This window comes from Planococcus chinensis (assembly GCF_020071995.1).
In the GTDB taxonomy this organism is placed as follows: Bacteria; Bacillota; Bacilli; order Bacillales_A; family Planococcaceae; genus Planococcus; species Planococcus chinensis_A.
On record NZ_JABWTK010000001.1, the window covers coordinates 416713 to 435511 of the forward strand.

At 47.7% G+C, this 18799-nt stretch carries 21 protein-coding genes; 10 read left to right on the top strand and 11 right to left on the bottom strand.

The window, feature by feature from the left end; all coding sequences use genetic code 11:
- Nucleotides 1-56: 56 nt before the first annotated feature.
- The 4 genes from HU147_RS02055 to HU147_RS02070 are packed head-to-tail and all read left to right on the top strand — an operon-like array spanning nt 57 to nt 3388.
- Nucleotides 57-518 (top strand): RidA family protein, encoded by a 462-nt coding sequence (locus HU147_RS02055; protein ID WP_224074653.1) that lies wholly within the window; start codon nt 57-59, stop codon nt 516-518.
- 14 nt (nt 519-532) lie between these two features.
- Nucleotides 533-1516, top strand: a complete 984-nt coding sequence (gene ilvA, locus HU147_RS02060; protein WP_224074654.1) for a threonine ammonia-lyase — start codon at nt 533-535, stop codon at nt 1514-1516.
- Nucleotides 1517-1526: 10 nt separating this feature from the next.
- A complete protein-coding gene (locus tag HU147_RS02065) occupies nt 1527-2738 on the top strand; it encodes a metal-dependent hydrolase family protein (RefSeq protein WP_224074655.1) in 1212 nt (403 codons plus the stop codon).
- Nucleotides 2735-3388 carry a helix-turn-helix transcriptional regulator gene (locus tag HU147_RS02070; RefSeq protein ID WP_224074656.1) on the top strand — a complete coding sequence of 218 codons (654 nt, stop codon included), beginning with the start codon at nt 2735-2737 and terminating at the stop codon, nt 3386-3388. The genes HU147_RS02065 and HU147_RS02070 overlap by 4 nt, the downstream gene beginning before the upstream one ends.
- 65 nt (nt 3389-3453) lie before the next feature.
- On the opposite strand, the gene HU147_RS02075 is transcribed toward HU147_RS02070, so the two are convergent.
- Nucleotides 3454-4641 carry a CDP-glycerol glycerophosphotransferase family protein gene (locus tag HU147_RS02075; RefSeq protein ID WP_224074657.1) on the bottom strand — a complete coding sequence of 396 codons (1188 nt, stop codon included), beginning with the start codon at nt 4639-4641 and terminating at the stop codon, nt 3454-3456.
- A gap of 174 nt (nt 4642-4815) precedes the next feature.
- On the opposite strand from HU147_RS02075, the gene HU147_RS02080 reads away from it, so the two are divergent.
- The 4 genes from HU147_RS02080 to HU147_RS02095 all read left to right on the top strand — a co-directional run bounded on the left by HU147_RS02080 (nt 4816) and on the right by HU147_RS02095 (nt 8552).
- On the top strand, nt 4816-6429 hold the full coding sequence (locus HU147_RS02080; RefSeq protein WP_224074658.1) for a catalase: 1614 nt from the start codon (nt 4816-4818) through the stop codon (nt 6427-6429).
- Between the two features lie 233 nt (nt 6430-6662).
- Nucleotides 6663-7163 (top strand): RNA polymerase sigma factor, encoded by a 501-nt coding sequence (locus tag HU147_RS02085; RefSeq protein WP_224074659.1) that lies wholly within the window; start codon nt 6663-6665, stop codon nt 7161-7163.
- A complete protein-coding gene (locus HU147_RS02090) occupies nt 7163-8371 on the top strand; it encodes a hypothetical protein (RefSeq protein ID WP_224074660.1) in 1209 nt (402 codons plus the stop codon). The genes HU147_RS02085 and HU147_RS02090 overlap by 1 nt, the downstream gene beginning before the upstream one ends.
- A 16-nt stretch (nt 8372-8387) precedes the next feature.
- Nucleotides 8388-8552, top strand: a complete 165-nt coding sequence (locus HU147_RS02095) for a hypothetical protein (RefSeq protein WP_224074661.1) — start codon at nt 8388-8390, stop codon at nt 8550-8552.
- A 33-nt stretch (nt 8553-8585) separates the two neighbouring features.
- On the opposite strand, the gene HU147_RS02100 is transcribed toward HU147_RS02095, so the two are convergent.
- The 10 genes from HU147_RS02100 to HU147_RS02145 all read right to left on the bottom strand — a co-directional run bounded on the left by HU147_RS02100 (nt 8586) and on the right by HU147_RS02145 (nt 17076).
- Nucleotides 8586-9287 (bottom strand): P-II family nitrogen regulator, encoded by a 702-nt coding sequence (locus HU147_RS02100; protein WP_224074662.1) that lies wholly within the window; start codon nt 9285-9287, stop codon nt 8586-8588.
- Nucleotides 9271-10014, bottom strand: a complete 744-nt coding sequence (locus HU147_RS02105) for a DUF1538 domain-containing protein (RefSeq protein ID WP_224074663.1) — start codon at nt 10012-10014, stop codon at nt 9271-9273. Before HU147_RS02105 ends, HU147_RS02100 begins: the two co-directional genes overlap by 17 nt.
- Nucleotides 10011-10706, bottom strand: coding sequence for a DUF1538 domain-containing protein (locus tag HU147_RS02110; protein ID WP_224074664.1), 696 nt, complete (start codon nt 10704-10706; stop codon nt 10011-10013). The genes HU147_RS02105 and HU147_RS02110 overlap by 4 nt, the downstream gene beginning before the upstream one ends.
- Nucleotides 10707-11283: 577 nt before the next feature.
- The gene (locus HU147_RS02115; protein ID WP_224074665.1) at nt 11284-11649 is read right to left on the bottom strand and encodes a Na+/H+ antiporter subunit G; all 366 of its coding nucleotides are present in this window, start codon (nt 11647-11649) and stop codon (nt 11284-11286) included.
- Nucleotides 11627-11911, bottom strand: coding sequence for a Na(+)/H(+) antiporter subunit F1 (locus HU147_RS02120; protein ID WP_224074666.1), 285 nt, complete (start codon nt 11909-11911; stop codon nt 11627-11629). The genes HU147_RS02115 and HU147_RS02120 overlap by 23 nt, the downstream gene beginning before the upstream one ends.
- Nucleotides 11908-12393 (bottom strand): Na+/H+ antiporter subunit E, encoded by a 486-nt coding sequence (locus tag HU147_RS02125; protein ID WP_224074667.1) that lies wholly within the window; start codon nt 12391-12393, stop codon nt 11908-11910. Before HU147_RS02125 ends, HU147_RS02120 begins: the two co-directional genes overlap by 4 nt.
- A 49-nt stretch (nt 12394-12442) precedes the next feature.
- A complete protein-coding gene (locus HU147_RS02130) occupies nt 12443-13930 on the bottom strand; it encodes a Na+/H+ antiporter subunit D (protein ID WP_224074668.1) in 1488 nt (495 codons plus the stop codon).
- The gene (locus HU147_RS02135; protein ID WP_224074669.1) at nt 13923-14261 is read right to left on the bottom strand and encodes a Na(+)/H(+) antiporter subunit C; all 339 of its coding nucleotides are present in this window, start codon (nt 14259-14261) and stop codon (nt 13923-13925) included. Before HU147_RS02135 ends, HU147_RS02130 begins: the two co-directional genes overlap by 8 nt.
- Nucleotides 14262-14264: 3 nt before the next feature.
- Nucleotides 14265-14687 carry a Na(+)/H(+) antiporter subunit B gene (locus tag HU147_RS02140; RefSeq protein ID WP_053165023.1) on the bottom strand — a complete coding sequence of 141 codons (423 nt, stop codon included), beginning with the start codon at nt 14685-14687 and terminating at the stop codon, nt 14265-14267.
- The gene (locus HU147_RS02145) at nt 14677-17076 is read right to left on the bottom strand and encodes a Na+/H+ antiporter subunit A (protein ID WP_224074670.1); all 2400 of its coding nucleotides are present in this window, start codon (nt 17074-17076) and stop codon (nt 14677-14679) included. The genes HU147_RS02140 and HU147_RS02145 overlap by 11 nt, the downstream gene beginning before the upstream one ends.
- A 299-nt stretch (nt 17077-17375) precedes the next feature.
- On the opposite strand from HU147_RS02145, the gene HU147_RS02150 reads away from it, so the two are divergent.
- Nucleotides 17376-18065 carry a universal stress protein gene (locus HU147_RS02150; RefSeq protein ID WP_224074671.1) on the top strand — a complete coding sequence of 230 codons (690 nt, stop codon included), beginning with the start codon at nt 17376-17378 and terminating at the stop codon, nt 18063-18065.
- A gap of 74 nt (nt 18066-18139) precedes the next feature.
- Nucleotides 18140-18781, top strand: coding sequence for a pentapeptide repeat-containing protein (locus HU147_RS02155; RefSeq protein ID WP_224074672.1), 642 nt, complete (start codon nt 18140-18142; stop codon nt 18779-18781).
- The last annotated feature ends 18 nt before the right edge of the window (nt 18782-18799 follow it).

Here is an 18799-nt window from a genome sequence, read left to right on the forward strand (position 1 = left end):
TTGAATTGTGTGAAAGTTTTGACATAGAATGGAGTCATGGAAAAAGGAGGAGAGCCATGACAATCGAACAGCAGTTGATAGAGCGCGGCCTCGAATGGCCAAAGTCACCCCCAGCCGCTATGGCGAATTACGTGACGGTGAGAAGAACGGGGAATTTATTGTTTGTTTCAGGAGCCGGTCCATTTGTGGAAGGACAGGCGGCTTATACAGGAAAGGTTGGAAAAGAGGTTTCCTTGGAAGATGCAAGGCAAGCCGCGAGAATTTCGGCAGTCAATCTGCTGAGTATGATCCACGGAGAAGTGGGGAGCCTGGAAAATGTGCGAGTGGTGAAGCTGCTCGGCTTTGTCAGCAGCGCGAAAGATTTCTACGCTCAGCCATCTGTTATCGATGCCGCTTCCGATTTATTGGCTGAGTTGCTTGGGGAGAACGGACGCCATGCCAGGTCGGCGATCGGCACGAGCGTTTTGCCGTTTAATATTCCAGTGGAAATTGAAATGATTGCAGAAATCCAAAACTAGAAGGGAGTTCTTTCATGTACGTCACATTGCAGCAAATCCATCAGGCAAAAGCGAATCTTGCGGGAGTGATTATTCCGACTCCGCTGCAGGACAGCCGTACCTTTTCCGAACTGACAGGAAACCAGATTTACTTGAAGACGGAAAATCTCCAGAAAACCGGATCATTCAAAATTCGGGGCGCCTATAACAAAGTCGCAAATCTGACCGATGAAGAAAAGGAAAATGGCATCGTCGCTTTTTCTGCCGGCAACCACGGGGCAGGAACTGCCTATGCGGCACAGCAGCTTGGCATCAGTGCCACGGTTGTCATGCCGACAAATCCGGTAGCGAGCAAAAAGAATGCCATCATGCAATACGGCGCCCAGGCGATTGAATATGGCACCACTTCAATTGATATGTACGAAAAAGCGCTTGAACTTCACCGCGAAGAAGGGCGTACGATGATTCATCCGTTTGAAGACCCGTACGTCATTGCCGGACAAGGGACAATCGGTTTGGAAATTTTGCAAGACCTGCCGGAAACGGATGCGGTGATTGTGCCGGTAAGCGGCGGTGGCTTGATATCGGGTGTCGCCGCAGCATTGAAGGAACTCAAACCAACGCTGAAAGTGATTGGCGTGAATACAGAAGGTGCGATGGCGATGTACACGTCGCTGCAGCACAGGAAGCCGACCGAAGTGGACAAAGTGGAGACGATTGCCGACGGGTTGATGGCGAAAAAACCGGGAGACCTGACATTCGCCCATACGCAGCGCTATGTGGACGATTTGGTACTGGTGTCGGAAGCGGAAATTGCCAATTGTGTAGCATTTATGGCAGAGCGCGCCAAGCTTGTGGTGGAGCCCTCAGGTGCTGCTGCGATGGCGGCAATGCTGAGCGGAAGTGTAGATCTGAAAGGTAAGAAAGTTGTGGTCATGGTCAGCGGCGGGAATATCAGCTTTGAATTGTATCACGCATTGATTCAGCAATATAACGAAAAAAACTATATGAAACTGTGAGGTGCGGCCTGTGTACAAACTGACGAATATTCGGATTCTCGCTTTCGGGAGCAGCGATGTGATTGAATCAGGGGAAGTTCTGTTTAATGAAGAAGGCATTTTGGAAGTCGGCCAAACCGTCGAAGGAGGAGGCGGAAAAGCGACTCTTATCGATGGCGCCGGAATGACGGTCCTGCCTGGCTTGATCGATTCGCATGTGCATTTGGGGATGGATGCATCTCCGGATCCCTTTGCGAAAATGAAAGACGAAAGCCCGGCAGACATCGCTTATCGGGCAGTCCAGCAAGGCACGCAGTTTCTCGCGGCAGGAATAACGGCTGTCCGCAATCTCGGTACCCGCTATAATGCGGATATCAGCTACCGCAATGCGGTACAGGCAGGGACGATTACCGGTCCCCGGGTATTTGCTGCGGGCCGGCCGATTGTCATGACCGGCGGGCACGGACATGTCATGGCGATTGAAGCGGACGGAGTGGACGCCGTCACGCGGGCGGCACGTGAGCAGCTGAAAGCAGGTGCGGATGTGCTGAAGGTGATGGCGACCGGCGGTGTGCTGACAAAAGGGACCGATCCGGGCGCTGTACAGCTGTCCGAAGAAGAAATGCGCTGCGTGTGCCAGGAGGCGGAACATGCAGCGAAAACGACGGCTGCGCACACCATCGGCACCGAAGGCATTAAAAATGCAGTCCGTGCAGGGGTTACGACTATCGAACATGCTTATTTGCTGGATGTTGAAGCGGTCGAACTGATGCTTGAACGGGGGACTTTTCTTGTGCCGACACTCATCGCGCCGCGCTTGATACTGGATCAGCCTGGTTCCGTTCCGGATTATATGGTTTCAAAAGTCGAGAAAATCATTGACGACCATTCGGTCAGTTTCCAGCTGGCGCTGGAAGCGGGAGTGCCGATTGCGGCAGGAACGGATGCAGGTACTCCGTTCAACTTTCCGGGCTTGCTTGCAGAAGAGCTGATGTTAATGGCATCAAACGGCATGAGCAATCAAGAAGCAATTCGTTCAGCCACACTCATGGCTGCTAAAGCAGTAAAAGCAGATTCCCTGATCGGGTCGATTGAAAAAGGGAAGCTGGCCGATCTGCTTGTGGTGGAAGGCAATCCTTTGGAAGACTTGGAGACCTTGAAAACACCGAAATACGTCTTTGCAAACGGCCGGCTTTTCCAGGGGGCAAGTGAAAAGCCGGTTCAAGAGGCGCGACCGCTGTGAACAAAGATATGGTAGCTGAATCCGTTCATCCCGCACTCCAAAGTTATATCTCTGTTGCAGAAGGCATCGCCAGAACCTTCGGCGATTTTTGTGAAGTATCCGTCCATGACTTCACGAATGTAGCAGCTTCCATCGTCGCTATTTTCAATCGGCACGTCACGGGAAGGAATGTAGGGTCCCCGGTAACCAATCTGGGTCTGGAGATCCTTAGGCAAGGGCAAAGCGGGGAAACCGTTATCGTCAACTATCCGAATGTTTCCCCGTACCAGAAAAAGATGAAATCAAGCTCAATGATGATACACGATGAAGCCGGAAATCTGGTAGGCTGCCTGTGCATCAATCTTGATCTCACTCATTTGATGATGGCGCAATCCGTGATGGATGGCCTGACATCCACGGGTCCGGAAAAAGAGTCGGACGAAGCGTTTTCAATCACCATCAATGATTTGGAAACGCAAATCATCCAGGAAGGCATCGAACAAATAGGGAAGCCGATATCGGCCATGAACAAGGACGAGCGCACGGCGTTTTTGACTTACCTGGACGAAAAAGGGTTGTTCCTGATTAAGGGGGCGGTCCAGCGGATGGCTAAACTGATGGATGTATCCAAATATACGCTGTATAACTATTTGGATAAATCCGGAACTTGAACCGGACAAACAAAAGCACCTGAAGAAGCCGGTTCAACCGGTTTCTTCAGGTGCTTTACATTGTTTTAGACACCCAGCACTCTTTTCGCCAGGCGCTGACAGTTCTGATGGTCAAAATAATCGATGTAGTCGGTGGCTTTCGGGAACCATTCATTCGTCGTAATGCCTTCTTCAACGATTTTTTTCAGATAAAAATAAACTTCTTCGATGGTATCGGCTTTGTATCCGTATAAATCCGTTTCCAAGCTTAAATAAGTGCCGCGCTGCGCTAAATATTCCTCGCGGTCAAACATATTGAAAATGATGGGTTTGTTCAAATACAAAAAGTCCCACGAAACACTCGTGATATCGGTCAGCAGCATGTCATTCTCGACAATGGCCTGCGAGATGGATGGGTTGGTCGATGACAGGAATTCGATTCCGCTTGCCGGGTCAGCTAGGCCAACAAAATGCTTTTTAAACTTCTTCATAAAGGGGTGCAGCGTAATCTGCATTTTCAATCCGTTTTGCTGAATCAGTTCACGGATGCCGGGATGGCTGATCAAACCGTACGTGTTTTTGAAATAAGCGCTTTCCATAAATTCTTCTTCGCTTAAATCAAACAGCCATTCGCGCCAAGTCATCATCATCAGGATGTTTTTTACTTCTTTAGCCGGTTTGATATGGGCGTAGCGGTCAAAACGCGGCAGTCCCGTCACAATTAATTTGCGTTCAGGAATTTTCCATTCGTTCAGTTTCAAGTCTTTTTCGTAAACAGACGCACAGTTAAAGTAATTGGTCCGTTTCAAAAGCGGTACATCTTCTTTTTGGATCAGAATTTTTTTGAATCCTTCGATGCCATGGCTGACGTGGGTAATAATCGTTTTCCGGTTAAGGAATAAAAACTTATCGACGGAAGGGGCGATATCGTACATCAGCGAATGTCCGTGAAAGGTATAATCCGCTTTGAAAAAGAGCAGATAGTTGCGGAAACTCCCAAGCGGCACAGCATTCGGTATTTGTCCGTCTGTCGCATAGCTTGTCTTCGGATCGTACATCCAGTACGCAGTTACTTGGTCCGCATGATGATTGTGCAAGTATGTATGGAAAATTGCTGCATTGTCTTCGTATTTTTCACCGAGATTTCCCCCGACCAAAGCAATTTTTTTCTGTTCTTTCTTTCTCGAAAAGACAGACACCAAAAAAGCGGCGGATACTTTTAAAAATACTTTCAAAGGGTCCAATTTCCCTTTTTCTTTCAGTGTTACACTCATTTCCAGCCCTGCTTTCTCTATAAAATACTTCTTCAAGTTTTTCACATTTTAGGGGTTTTGTCTATCTAGAAGAAAAATGCGGACATCTGCTCCTTTTTACGAAGCGGAAATGTTTAATTTCTTCTGGAAATGGGAAGATTATAGGTTGATAGACTATTGTGGAGGAGGATTTTCATGACTGAAAAAAATGAAGACTTCAAGAACAAAATGGGCACAGGCGAAAGCGAAGAAACTTTAACGACCCGCCAAGGGCATCCGGTCAAAGACAACCAGAATATACGGACGGTCGGAAATCGTGGGCCAGCCACTTTGGAGAACTACCATTTCATTGAAAAAATTTCACATTTTGACCGTGAAGAAATTCCTGAACGGATTGTTCACGCACGCGGGGCAGGTGCGTTTGGATATTTTGAAACATACGGCAAAGTCGGCGATGAGCCGGTAGAAAAGTATACGCGCGCAAAAGTATTTTCAGGTGCAGGCAAACAGACGCCGCTTATGGTGCGCTTTTCTACGGTGGCTGGATCACGCCACTCTTCCGAAACGGCACGCGACCCGCGCGGATTTGCAGTTAAAATGTATACAGAAGACGGCAACTGGGATTTGGTCGGCAACAACTTAAAAATCTTCTTTATCCGTGATGCGATGAAGTTCCCGGATATGATCCACGCATTTAAGAACGATCCGGTTTCAAACGTACCGAATCCTGAGCGCATGTTTGACTTTGTAGCACGCACTCCGGAAGCGACGCATATGATTACGTTCCTGTTCTCGCCGTGGGGCATTCCAGCAACTTACCGCCACATGCAAGGCTCAGGCGTAAACACATACAAATGGGTCAACGAAAAAGGCGAAGCAGTTCTCGTTAAATACCACTGGGAGCCAAAACAGGGCATCCGCAACTTAACGCAGGCAGAAGCCAATGAAATCCAGGCGGAAAATACCGGACATGCCACGCAGGACTTGTTTGAATCCATTGAGCGCGGCGATTATCCGGAATGGGAATTGTTCGTTCAGATCATGAGCGATGATGAGCATGCGGAACTTGATTTCGATCCGCTGGATGACACAAAATTATGGCCGCAGGATAAATTCCCGTTCCTTCCTGTCGGTAAAATGGTCTTGAACCGCAATCCGGAAAACTACCATGCTGAAATTGAACAAGCTGCATTCGGTACCGGAGTTCTAGTAGACGGCCTTGATTTCTCTGACGATAAGATGCTGCAAGGGCGCACGTTCTCGTACTCTGATACGCAGCGTTACCGTGTAGGGGCAAACTACCTGCAATTGCCGGTCAACGCACCGAAAAAACGTGTCGCCACGAACCAGTACGGCGGCATGATGGACCGTCCGGCAGAACATGTGCCAAACCCGCATATCAATTACGAGCCATCTGTTCTTGGCGGCGTAAAAGAAGCGGAAAAAGTGGCACCGCCTCATGAACCGGCTTACAACGACAAAGTGGTGAGCCAGCCGATTGACCGTACAAACAACTACGGACAGGCTGGAGAAACATACCGCAGTTTTGAGGACTGGGAACGAGAAGAATTGATCAACAACCTGGGGGATGCATTATCGGTATGCGATCCAAGAATCCAGGAAGAAATGATCCACCACTTCACGCAGGCGGATGAAGACTACGGCCGCCGTGTTCGTGAAAACATGGAACAGAAGATTAAAGCTAATGAAGAAATGAAAGCTGGAGAGCCTAAAGTTTACGGCAAGCCAGCAGCCAATAAAGTAGCGCAAGGTGCAGCTGCAAAAGGGCACGAAGCAGAACCGTATTAAGGAATAGCAAGAACCGGCAAGCCGCGACAGCGGTTTGCCGGTTTTTTTTGTCTTTTATTATAATACGCTCCACTAAGGTTAAAATACGCACAGCTAGCCGCGAAATACGCTCGATTAACATTAAAATACGCCCCGTTGTTCAATAAATATGCTTCTAGTAGTAAGATGCTTTTATTCTTTTCAAAAAAGTTATCATTTTTTCAAACACTTCGCCTTCTTCATCCGTTATCTTAATGAATAAGGAAAGACAACAGAAAGCGGGGAGTAGAATGGAAGCGGAAACGATGCATGAAAATTTAAAAGATGACCTGCTTCGTTTCGCCCGCTCCATTTCCCGGCACGAGCAGGAAGCTTATGATTTGGTGCAGGACGCCTGGGAAAAGTCATTAAAACAGGAAGCTCTCTCAGAGTTGCCTATCTATAAACAACGGGCATGGTTTTTCCGGGTGATGAAAAATCGCTTGATCGATGACCGGAGAAAAGAAAACCGGTTGTCGGTTTGGGAAGAAGAACTGGAGCAGCCGGAAGAGCCGCTGGCGATGCACAGGCTTGAAACAACTGAATTGCTTGGGCGGTTAACACCGGAATTGAGCGACCTTGTCTTCAAACGGTACTGGCTCGGTATGAACAGCAAAGAAATCGGTGAACAGCTGGGCATTCCCGCCGCCACAGTCCGGTATAAACTGCGTTACGCGATCAACAAATTGAGAAACTTTTTGGAGGATGATCTTTGATGGGACAGCGAATTGGCAACGTGGGCGTTTTGAATTTATTGAATGCGACGGAAGAAAGCACAAGAGAGTATGAAAGAATCGACAATGTGGGAGCGGTTTTGTACCGGGCAGGCAACTCGCACCTGCTTTCGCTGCTGAATATCGGAAATGTGGGAGCGGCCATTGAATTGCCGGAAGGCTTTGTTTATTATAACGGAACTTTGGAAATGGATGCAGCATATTTCGATTCGTTAGAAGGCGATATTAGGCAGCTCATTAACGGCACCGTCATTATCGGCAAAGACGTCCAGCCGGAACAATTGGAGGGCAAGCGGCTGGATTTTATTGTCAACGGCGAGATTTATGCGCCTTCTCGCCTGTTGGGGGCGGTTAACCGGATTTTTGCAAAAGGAAGCCGGAAAATAAAGGGCTATGCAGGCGCACCACCGCAATTTCTGGAAGGTAATTTTGTTTTAAGCAATGCATTTCTGCAAGCGGCAGAAGAGCCCATGTACCTGGTGATGAACGGAGTCTTCAACATACCGAAAGAAGTCGACATGGAACTGTTTGATGAAAGTATCCACAACCTTGACGTTAATGGAGTGCTGACTATTCAGGAAGAGCACGAAGCGTACGTATACAAGAAAATGGCGTCTTTGCCCAACGGGGTAATGATCGTGATTCCAAATGGATACGATGTCCTGAAGAAGAAAGTGAAATTCAATTCCCGCTCAATCCAAAGTTTCCAGGAAAAAAAGCTGTGGACTAAAAAACCGGTGATTTTTGAAAAAGATATTTCCCGGGAAATGTTTGAAAAAGCAATCGGAAAAATTGATTCCAAATCTTATATTGTCTGCAGTGAGGAACTGGAAGACCTCCTGTATGAGCGGCTGGACCGGCTGGAAACGGAAGTGCTTTCTTATGAGCATCACTACGTGTTAATTGAAGGAGAGCAGGGATGGTCAAATGATCAGTTTTTGTGGATGGATCATCCGGTTAATTTGATTGTGGAAGGCATACTTGTGTTGAAGGATGATGTTACAGAAGAAGTTTTGCGCACCAAAGTCGCGGCTATTGACTTATTAGGGGAAATACAAGTGACGGACAAAAAAGTAAAAGGAGCCCTGCAGAGCAAATTGCGTGTAAATGAAGGGCGGATTGTCGAACAGGGGCAAGCGGAAGAAAAAGTGAGAACGGGATTGCAGAACATTGGAGAACTGGCTCTTTGAAAAGGAGGGGATTCAAATGTTCCGAACAGATGAATTTGTAGTGCGCCAAAGAATGAAAGATATCCGGACAGAAATCGAGCGGGACCGGATGCGCAGCCAGTTTAAAAAAACCGGAAAGCAAAAAGGAACTCCGTTTTGGATTGTGCTTCTGACCTTCCTGCATTTGCACAAATCCAAGTAAAAACGCTGGAACCGTAAAAGGTTCCAGCGTTTTTCATTTATGATACCGGTCAAGGGAAGAATGGTTGACGCCGAATACTTTTTCAATATCAATCAAAAACGCGATGCCTTTCCCTGGAGCATAAAGGTCGATGGCGTTTTGGATGCTGTCGACGATTGCCTCGGTATAGCTCTCCGGTACGAGCGTGAGGACCACGTCTTTTTCCGGTTCTATCGTAAAATTGAAAAATTTGCGCTGTTCATTGATGCCGGTCCCTCTGCCAGTAAGAATGGTTCCACCTTCTGCGCCAGCTTTTGCAGCAGCGGCCACCACTTTTTCCGAATCTCCGCTGTTCACAATGGTTACAATCAGTTGGAAGCGTTCAGGAGACGACTGCATCGTTTGTCCACCTTTCTTGGCTCTAACATAGTTTACACGGTTTGAGAGATGCTGGACACCCAGCAATTTGTTCAAGTGCAAAGTGAAGCCGAGGCCATACCCCGGAATGCCGAGCTTCCCTACACGGGAAACAGCTTCGGCGACGGCGTCTTCCAGGCTGCCGTCGATGGCGATGAATACGACGTCTTTTTCATGGGTTGCCGGCAGGCCAAAAAAAGTCGGCTTTTCGTTGCGGCCAATCCCTTCACCGTAAAGAATGGTGGCTCCGTCCGCGCCTGCCTCCTTGGCGGCAGCAATGACAGCCCGGGAATGGCCCCGTTTAACTATGGCGATCATCAGTCTATGATTCAGATTCATCGTTTTCAGCCCCACCTTTTCTTGTGAAAATAAGCCCTAATATCAGCACAGCCAGAATGGGCGTAAGGGCGACGAGAGCAATCAGTCCGAATCCATCCACCAAAGGATCCCGCCCTTCGGTAACCGAAGCCACGCCAACCGCCATTGCCGAAATAAAAGTTACCGTCATTGGTCCAGTGGAGACGCCTCCGGAATCGAATGCAATCCCAATAAAGATAGCTTGTGAAAAAAATACGAGAATAAAAGCAAGCAAGTATCCTGGAATGAGAAAGTACCAAAGCGGAATCCCGAAAAGGATGCGCACCATCGACAAGGCCACGGAAATGCCGACGCCGGTTGAAACGGTATACAGCATCAATTTGGCAGAAATATAGCCCCCTGTCACGCGGTCGACTTCATCGTTCATGATGCTCACAGCGGGTTCCGCAAAAGTGGCAACAAATCCGAGAACAAAGCCGATTGGGATGATGATCCATTGATAAGGCATTTCTCCGAGCGATTCACCCATCATTTGGCCAATCGGAAAAAATCCAACATGGACGCCTTGCAAAAAGAAAGCCAGCCCAAAAAATGTCAGGACAAATCCAAGTAGTATTTGAAATACCCGTTGCCTGGGCAATTTAAGCATGAAAACCTGAAATAGGGCAAAGAAGATGAAGAGGGGGACGAGTGCCATGCCGACTTCCGTGAGGATGCCCAAAAAGCCGTCGAATACATGAAGATTCATTTGAAAAGCACCCCCAGAAGCATGATTGCCAGAATAGGGCCGATGGAAGCAAGGCCGATCAATCCAAAGCCTTCACTGGAAGAAGCGGAAGGAGTGCGCAAAACGGAAGCGACACCGACGCCGAGAGCCAGTATGAAAGGTACTGCCATCGGTCCGGTCGTTACACCGCCGGCATCAAATGAGATGGAGATAAAAGCGTCAGGGACAAAAATGGACAAAGCAAACACCAATACATATCCGCCAATCAGCATGTAATGGATGGGGATGCTAAAAATCGTGCGAACCATAGCGGCAGCCACAAAAATAGCCAGGCCGAGCGCTACTGCCATCACCAATATGCCTGAACTGATTGAGCCGGCGGACACTTGGTCGATTTGTTTGGCAAGAACCCGGACATCCGGTTCTGCAATGGTCACCGCCAGTCCGAGAAGAAAGCCAGTGCCGATGATCAGCCAGGATTTTTTGGTTTTAGGGAGCTTCTTGCCGATCATTTCGCCCACTGGCAATAATCCGGCGGTTACTCCGAGAAGAAAAAGGAAAAAACCGATGCTGACAAAGAGGACGCCGATTAAGAATTGGAGCAGGGCTTCAAGAGGAAGGCGCATCAACGCGACTTGCAAAATGATGACGACAATGGTGACAGGCAAGATAGCAGCGGCAACTTCCTTGAACGTATCTTTGACGTTTTCCATCTACAACTCCTCCACTGCTTTTTTTCCTGTTATTCCCTTAGCATTTTTAACATAAACGTGACATAGCAAAAAAACAGGCTGGAAATGATTCCAGCCTGTTTTTAGATTGTTGAGAAAGATGTAGAAAAGATCCCCCATTAGAATATCGCCGATATTCCGCAAAACAGCTCCGCTAAAAACATATGCTCCTGCATCGCTGTGCTAGCTTCGTCGCAAAGACTTGGGCTCGCAGGCTTCGCCCAATGTCTTTCCTGCGGGCTTGCGCCGAACTAACTCGGCCAGAGAGCCGAGTGGATTTCGGCACTGCGCTGTCCCGCGGGAGTCTCCGCTGTTTTGCTCCATATCAAGAAAGGGCATGAAACTACGGATTGCTTGATTTTCCCGCTTCTTTACACGTGACATCTTGTAAAGAAGCGGGAAAATAGAATGAAGCGGAAGGCGGCGACTTCTGCGGGACAGCGAAGCCGTCGAGACCCTGGAGTCGCAAAGCGACGAAGCGGCTCGGCGCGAGCCCGCGAAAAGCGTCCGCCTGAAGCGGAATGGTTCTAGACTGTCAGGGTTTCTCGACAGCCTGTTTTTATTGTTCTGTATCTTTTTTATGGATGACTTCTTTTAAGGCATCTTCAGTGGAAATATCAGCAAGCTTAACGTTTGACCGGTAAGCAGCCCGCGTGATCAAATGCCCTGAAACCGGGGCTGTCAGGAACACGAAAGTGATTCCGAGGAATAAGCGGACGCTGATGAAGTCCTCGGTAGCCCAAAAATAGATGAACGTGCCGCTGAGGGACAATAGAACCGCGAGCGTCGAACTTTTCGTTGCTGCGTGGGAGCGTGTATAGACATCGGGCAGGCGGAGAATGCCGAAGGCGCTGATCACGGCCATAATAGAGCCGAGGAGGATCAGGATAACCCCCACCCATTCAATAATTTCTCTTATGCTCAACGATATCCCCCCTCTCCACGAAGCGGGCAAACGCAATGGTGCTGATAAAAGCAAGAATGCCGACAATCAGGATTACTTCCAAAAAAGCATGCGTGTTCAGTGCCACTGAAAATACTGCCACTCCTGAAATGAGGTTTACACCGATCATATCCAGTGCGACAACACGGTCCGGCATCGACGGGCCCCAGATAATGCGGTAAAGGGCCAGCAAAATGGCCAGGCAGAATAGGGACAGGGAAATCGTTAAAATCGTTTCAATCATCCTCTGGTCACCTCCATGATGGCTTTTTCGAATGTCTTGATGGAACGCAGTACCGTGTCTCTCGATTCTTCGACATCCATGGCATGGATGTAAAAGACTTTTCCGTCCGGGGAAACTTCCATGACGACCGAACCTGGAGTCAAGGTCAATAAAAGCGCAAGCGTCGTTAATTCGTAAGCGCCTTCCATGCTGTGTTCGTAAGTGAAAATCCCCGGTTTAATATTGAGTTTGGGGCTCAGGATCTGTTTTATGATCAGCAAGCTGGATTGGGCCAGCTCTGAAATGAATATAAACAATAATCGAATGGTGGAGTAAATTCTAAGCAAATAAAACTTGGCGCCGAAAAAACGGTGCATCATGAACAGGATGCCGATGCCGATCAAATATCCGCCAATAAAGGTGGACAAGTAAAAGGCATCTTCATCCATCAGCAGAGTCCAGAGGATGGCAATCATAATATTGATCAGAAATTGAGCGGGCATCAGCAAACAGTCCTTTCTCCACTGCGGATTAGTAGCAGAATATCAAGCGTCATGGACGGTCACCTTCCAGTACCGCATCCACATAAATGTCGGGATTCAGCAAAGTTTCTGCAGCGTTTGTAACGTAGGCAGACAAACCTTCTGTTCCGAGTCCGATTCCAAACGTCAGAAGAACAAGCACCAAACATGGAACTAAGAAGCGGCTGTTTAAAGGCACCTGATCTTCTTTACCAACGATGGTTTCTCCCCAAAAACTGTTTTTGAAAATGCGGAGCAGTGAATACAGCACAAACAAGCTGGACAGGAGCGACAATGCCAATAAGATATAGGCGCCGCTTTCAATCGCTCCTTCCGAAACCAGGACTTTCCCAATAAAACCGCTGAGCGGCGGAACGCCGGCAAGCGACAGCATCGTGATAAAGAAAGACCAGCCGAGCAGCGGGTAGTTTTTCATCAAACCGCTCATCTGATGAAGCTGGGCAGTTCCGGTAAGTGCAATGACAGTGCCGACCAGCAAGAAGAGCAGCGCTTTTACAACCATGTCATGGATCAGATAATAGATTGCGCCTTCTATTGCATTCGGTGTGGAAATGGCAAGGCCGACCAGGATAAACCCGACCGCAATAACGACATTGTAAGCGGCGATTTTTCGGATGTCGTTATAAGCGATAGCCCCGATGCTCCCGCCGATCAGCGTTAAGCCGGCCATGATTCCGATGATGGCATGGGTAATTTCCGGCTGGTGATTGAAAATCAGTGAAAATACCCGGAACAATGCGTAAATGCCGACTTTGGTCAGCAAAGCGCCGAAAAGGGCGGAAGTCACGGCAGGAGGTGTACTATAAGAACCCGGCAGCCAGAAATAAAGAAGAAGCCCGGCTTTGAGGCTGAAGACAATCATGAATACAATACTAATCGTCGTAAGGAGCGGCCCTTGTCCGGCTTCAGCTACGCGAACCGACAAGTGGGCCATATTCAATGTTCCGACGGCTCCGTAAAGATACGCCAATGCGACCAAAAAGAACCAGGAAGAAACAATGTTGATAACCACGTATTTGATGGCTTCGCGAAGCTGCCTTTTTGCGCCTCCAAGTGTCAGAAGAACATAAGACGCCAAGAGCATGACTTCGAAGCAAACAAATAAGTTGAACAAGTCGCCGGTCAAGAAAGATCCGTTTACACCGGCAATCAAAAACAGTACAGAAGGATAGTAATACATTGTCTGCAGCAATCTGTTCGTGGAAAACAGGGCATACATCAGACAGACAAACGTAACGATGCTAGCCGTCAGCACCAGCAAAAGCGAAAACGAATCGGCAACAAACGAGATGCCGAAAGGCGGTGCCCATCCACCGAAATCGAGTCGCTGGATGCCGTCGCTTTGCACTTTTTCCAATAGATAATAAGAAATGCCGGCCACTGCGGCCATCGTTCCGATGCTGAACCATGCCTGTGTTCGGCCGTAGGAACGCAAGAAAATCAGCAGTATCCCGACCATAACGGGAATTAAAACAGGAAGCAATATGATGTTATTCATCGTTCACACCTCTCATTTCATCTAGGTCATCTGTGCCGAGTTCTTGATAAGCACGGTAGGCCAAAACAAGAATGAAAGCTGTAACAGCGAAACTGATGACGATGGCCGTCAAAATCAATGCCTGCGGCAACGCATCAACATAACTTTCTGCTTCTTCGCCGAGCAACGGGACAGTGCCTTCTTTTAAGCCGCCCATCGCAAGAATCAGCAAGTGCACTGCATGCGACAGGATGGCGGTTCCGAGGATGACGCGAACCAAACTTTTGGATAAGAGTAGGTAGATGGCAACGGCAGTAAGTATGCCGACCAACAATATGATTATCGTTTCCATCCGCTATTCATCCTCACTTATACTAGTAATAATATTTACGACTACTCCGATTACCGTCAGAGCCACTCCGGATTCAAAAAGGGTTACGGTAGCCAGTTCAGTCTTTCCGAAAATCGGCAGATCGAAATAGCCGAACGTCTGGCTCATAAAAGGCTGGCCGAAAAACATGGGCAGCGCACTGCTTGAAAAGGCGAGCAGCACGCCAAGAGCCGATATTTTCTTGAAATCAAACGGAATGGCTTTATTGACGGTCTCCGAGTCGAAAGTCAAAAACATCAGCACGAAAGCCGTAGCCAGAACCAGGCCGCCGATAAATCCACCGCCCGGCTGATTATGGCCGGAGAGGAAAAGGTAGACGCCGAAAGTTAAAATGATCAGCACGCCTGCTTGGGATACCGTTTTTAATATTACGTCGTTAATCTTCATTTTTTCGTGTCTCCTTTCCGCCTTTAATCCGGATGAGTGTATAGACTCCGATGCCGGCAATGAAAAGAACAAGCGTTTCAAGCATTGTATCAAAGCCGCGGAAATCCCCTAAAATGGCATTGACGATATTTTTTCCGCCAGCCAGTTCGTAGGCATTTTCGTAATAACTTGAAATCGACTCAAACAAATTGTCCGCGCGGACCGACAAAGCAATTAAAGTGACGGTCAGCCCTCCCGCAACCGCGATAACGGCATTCCGGATTTTAAGGTTCTTAGAAGATGCTTCCGGTTTCCATTCAGGAAGGAAATAGAAGCATAAAAGGAATAGCGCTGTCGTCACCGTCTCGATAACAAGCTGGGTCAACGCCAAGTCCGGTGCCCGGAACAGGACAAAGAAAATGGCGATGGAATAACCAAGAACTCCGTTCAGCAAAACCGAAGTCAGGCGCGATTTGACAAACAATATCGCCACTGCGGCGATTGCCATTACAATTGCCAGGATCACTTCGTAGCTTGGAATCGGTGTGTCTGACGAAAAGTCGATGGAGAGCGCACCGGTCAATAGGAGCGTTCCGCCGGCTGCTAAGATGAAAAAGCCGAAAATATAAGCGAAGTAATGAGGCAAATAACCTGTCATGTACTTGGATGTCACCCACTTTGAATTTTCTTCTAGCGACTCCAGGAATTTATTGTACAGGGCGTTAAAAGTCCAGCCATCCGGAATGATTGCGTAAACTTTTTTCCAGATGCGCAAGTATTTATATAGAAGAAAGCCGATGACAATGATGCCGATGGTCATCCATAACTCTGTATTGAAGCCGTGCCAAGCCGAGATATGGGGGGCTGCACCTGTAATACCTGGCAGAATGCCGTTTAATGCAGGCCGCAGCAAATGGTCGCCAAGCAGGTTTGGCACAAAGAATATACCAATGATCAGGATGGACAAGATGGCAGGTGAGACGAGCATGCCAAACGGCGGCTCCACCGGTTTCTTATCCAATTTCTTCGGCTGGTGCTTGCCGAAGAACGTTCTGAAAACGATGATCATGGAGTAGACGAAAGTCAGGACGCTTGCCGTCCAAGCGATGACCGGAATCAGCCAACCCCAGGTTTCTGCAGAAAAAGCGGGAAGGCTCGCGGCATTGATGGAAGCAGTGAAAAACATTTCCTTGCTCAAAAATCCGTTGAACAAGGGAAGCCCGGCCATCGAAAAACTGCCGATGAGAGCAAACGTGAATGTAATTGGCAAAAATGCCATCAGTCCGCCGAGGCGCCTGATGTCCCGTGTTCCGACTTGGTGGTCGACGATGCCGACAACCATGAACAATGCGCCTTTGAACGTGGAATGGTTCACTAAATGGAACAAGGCAGCAAATGTTGCCAGGCCATAAACAGCACCGGCTTCACCGTCTCCAAAATGAAGGGCGGCAGACCCCATTCCGAATAGGCTCATGATCAAACCGAGCTGGCTGACCGTTGAATAAGCGAGCAGCGCTTTCAGGTCGGTTTGCCGGACTGCACAGAACGAACCCCAGAACAAGGTTACGAGGCCGACAAGTGTCACTGTCCAGAACCAGGCAGACGTGCCGCCGAAAACCGGAGTGAAGCGGGCAACCAGATAAATTCCGGCTTTAACCATAGTGGCGGAGTGCAAATACGCACTGACTGGCGTAGGGGCTTCCATCGCGTCAGGCAGCCAGATATGAAATGGGAATTGGGCGGATTTCGTGAATGCTCCGAGGAGTACCAGGAACATCGCCGGATAAAAAAGTCCATGGTCCGCATATTGTCCAATGGTTGACACAATTTCGCGGACACTGAACGTACCGGTCATCGTATGCAGCATGATAAATCCAGCAAGCATCCCGAATCCGCCAAATACAGTGATCAATAAGGATTTTTGTGCTCCGTAGCGCGAGTTTTTCCGGTGGAACCAGAAAGCGATCAATAGGAATGAGGAAATGCTTGTTAATTCCCAGAAGACGTATAGGACAAGCAAATTGTCCGACAGTACGACTCCAAGCATCGCCCCCATAAACAGGAGCAAATAAACATAGAAATGCGGCAGTGAATCAGTTGGGGATAAATAATAGATGGAATAGAGAATGACAAGGGTTCCCATGCCTGTAATTAATAAAGCAAGTATCAGGCTGAGCCCATCCAGGTAAATCGAAAAATTAATGCCGAGGGAAGGAATCCAATTTAGCGTTGCAGCAATTGTATCCCCTGAGGAGATCCCGGGAATCTGCCAGGCGAAAATTCCAAACAAGATAAACGGGACAGCTAATACAAGCCAGCCAATATTCAAGGGGCCGAGACGCCTATGTATGATAGGGATGAGAGCTGCAGCAAGAAAAGGGAACAAAATGGCTAAAATCAATAAGTGCATAGCAAAACCTCCTGAATCAGAATAGAAAAAAGAAAAACGGGAATAGAAATAAGAAAGAAAAGAATTTTTAAAACCCCTTGTCCGGTTATTGTCCAAGTATAAGCATACGTATTAAATTATACAGGAAAAAGGGCTTGCTTTCATTTGTGAAGTCCGCTATGGTCTAAACTAAGCAATCAAACGGAAGGCCTGGCGAAATGAAAAACCATCATCTCTTGATTTTTAGATGGATTCGCAGTATAATTTCATAGTTTTGAAATGACGGCTTATGAATAACAATCCCTGGAGGGGTAAACACAATGAAAAAAATTAGAGGACGGATGGATGAAAGCATATTGGTTTGTGTATTTTACGGACCGAACGGTGAGCGCCTGATCAACCGGGGCAACAAACTCGCAAACATGCTGGATTGCCCCTTATATATCTTAACGGTGGATGCTCTTCCGTTCGATGAATTTGATGCGGAAAAATCTGCTTATGTCGAGCGCTGGAAAGAGCTGGCTGAAGAATATGGAGCAGAAGAATTCATTATTCGCGATAATGAGAAACGCCCCTCTGCAAAAGTTATTGCGGAAGTGGCCCATAATTTAAATATCACCCAAATTATTGTTGGCCAAACGGCAAGAAGCCGCTGGGAAGAGATTACCAAAGGTTCATTCATGAACACGCTGCTGCGGGAAATTCCTTTTGTCGATTTCCATGTGGTTTCAGTTGAACGGAGCATCAAGGGCGATGACCACGAAGAATTTGAAAAAGGCGTCCGCTGTTATCTGGTCCGGGACGGAGAAACTTACAAAATCAGTTTTTCCCAGACAAAAGAATGCCAGTACGAAGGCATTTTCTTTAAAGACATCGGAACCGATTTCAATAACGGGATTTTCAAATTCATGCATAACAACAAACTATATCAGGCAGAAGTGACAGATGACCGGCTTACAGAACCGCGCGTCATCGAATCTTGTTTGAACAAAGAGTTAGTAAGTAAATAAAATGGATGCTCCACTGGCGGCTGCTTCTTACTATGAAGCAGCCGTTACCTATATATAGAAGGAGAAATAAAAAAATGAAAAAAACGAAGCGTTCAGTACCTGTCATTCCGGATAATCTCGAAACGGCATCATTCCTCGAGTCTCTTGATGACCAATACATAAGCAACTGCAAAATCACACAAGAAACCATCGACTACGGCAGGGAAGAAGCGCTGCATGTCGATCGGGTGATTTTTGAGAATGTGAATTTTTTAGAAGTCGTCTGGCCGCGGAGCGAATTTATGGATGTACTGTTTTTAAATTGTGATTTATCGAATGCCGATTTTAGCCGCGCAGTGTTTCACCGGACGGAGTTCCATAATTCGAAACTGGTTGGCACCAATTTTGCCGAAGCGGGTATCCGTCATACCTTGTTCAAGGACTGTATATTGAATTATGCAACCTTCGGCTTTTCTTTGTGCAACACAGCCCGTTTTGAAACTTCCTCGCTGCGATACGCAGACTTTTACGAAGCTGAGCTGAAAGGGACGGAATTCCACAAATGCGACATGAATGATGTAAACTTTGTGGAGACCAGCTTGAATGGCATCGACTTGAGCAGCAATTCGTTTGAGAACATTCAAGTGACAACAGAAAAACTTGCAGGATGTGAAGTCTCCACTGAGCAGGCCCTGGCATTTGCGCGGCAGATGGGATTAGTTATTAAGGAAAGTTAAGAATATAGATGGAAAAGG

What these genes read in the sequence shown, in the direction of transcription:
- HU147_RS02055 (WP_224074653.1), top strand. Translation starts at nt 57, where the DNA reads ATGACAATCGAACAGCAGTTGATAGAGCGCGGCCTCGAATGGCCAAAG.
- ilvA (WP_224074654.1), top strand. Translation starts at nt 533, where the DNA reads ATGTACGTCACATTGCAGCAAATCCATCAGGCAAAAGCGAATCTTGCG.
- HU147_RS02075 (WP_224074657.1), bottom strand. Translation starts at nt 4,641, where the DNA reads ATGAGTGTAACACTGAAAGAAAAAGGGAAATTGGACCCTTTGAAAGTA.
- HU147_RS02080 (WP_224074658.1), top strand. Translation starts at nt 4,816, where the DNA reads ATGACTGAAAAAAATGAAGACTTCAAGAACAAAATGGGCACAGGCGAA.
- HU147_RS02085 (WP_224074659.1), top strand. Translation starts at nt 6,663, where the DNA reads ATGAATAAGGAAAGACAACAGAAAGCGGGGAGTAGAATGGAAGCGGAA.
- HU147_RS02090 (WP_224074660.1), top strand. Translation starts at nt 7,163, where the DNA reads ATGGGACAGCGAATTGGCAACGTGGGCGTTTTGAATTTATTGAATGCG.
- HU147_RS02095 (WP_224074661.1), top strand. Translation starts at nt 8,388, where the DNA reads ATGTTCCGAACAGATGAATTTGTAGTGCGCCAAAGAATGAAAGATATC.
- HU147_RS02100 (WP_224074662.1), bottom strand. Translation starts at nt 9,287, where the DNA reads ATGAATCTGAATCATAGACTGATGATCGCCATAGTTAAACGGGGCCAT.
- HU147_RS02105 (WP_224074663.1), bottom strand. Translation starts at nt 10,014, where the DNA reads ATGAATCTTCATGTATTCGACGGCTTTTTGGGCATCCTCACGGAAGTC.
- HU147_RS02110 (WP_224074664.1), bottom strand. Translation starts at nt 10,706, where the DNA reads ATGGAAAACGTCAAAGATACGTTCAAGGAAGTTGCCGCTGCTATCTTG.
- HU147_RS02120 (WP_224074666.1), bottom strand. Translation starts at nt 11,911, where the DNA reads ATGATTGAAACGATTTTAACGATTTCCCTGTCCCTATTCTGCCTGGCC.
- HU147_RS02125 (WP_224074667.1), bottom strand. Translation starts at nt 12,393, where the DNA reads ATGCCCGCTCAATTTCTGATCAATATTATGATTGCCATCCTCTGGACT.
- HU147_RS02130 (WP_224074668.1), bottom strand. Translation starts at nt 13,930, where the DNA reads ATGAATAACATCATATTGCTTCCTGTTTTAATTCCCGTTATGGTCGGG.
- HU147_RS02135 (WP_224074669.1), bottom strand. Translation starts at nt 14,261, where the DNA reads ATGGAAACGATAATCATATTGTTGGTCGGCATACTTACTGCCGTTGCC.
- HU147_RS02140 (WP_053165023.1), bottom strand. Translation starts at nt 14,687, where the DNA reads ATGAAGATTAACGACGTAATATTAAAAACGGTATCCCAAGCAGGCGTG.
- HU147_RS02145 (WP_224074670.1), bottom strand. Translation starts at nt 17,076, where the DNA reads ATGCACTTATTGATTTTAGCCATTTTGTTCCCTTTTCTTGCTGCAGCT.
- HU147_RS02150 (WP_224074671.1), top strand. Translation starts at nt 17,376, where the DNA reads ATGAAAAAAATTAGAGGACGGATGGATGAAAGCATATTGGTTTGTGTA.
- HU147_RS02155 (WP_224074672.1), top strand. Translation starts at nt 18,140, where the DNA reads ATGAAAAAAACGAAGCGTTCAGTACCTGTCATTCCGGATAATCTCGAA.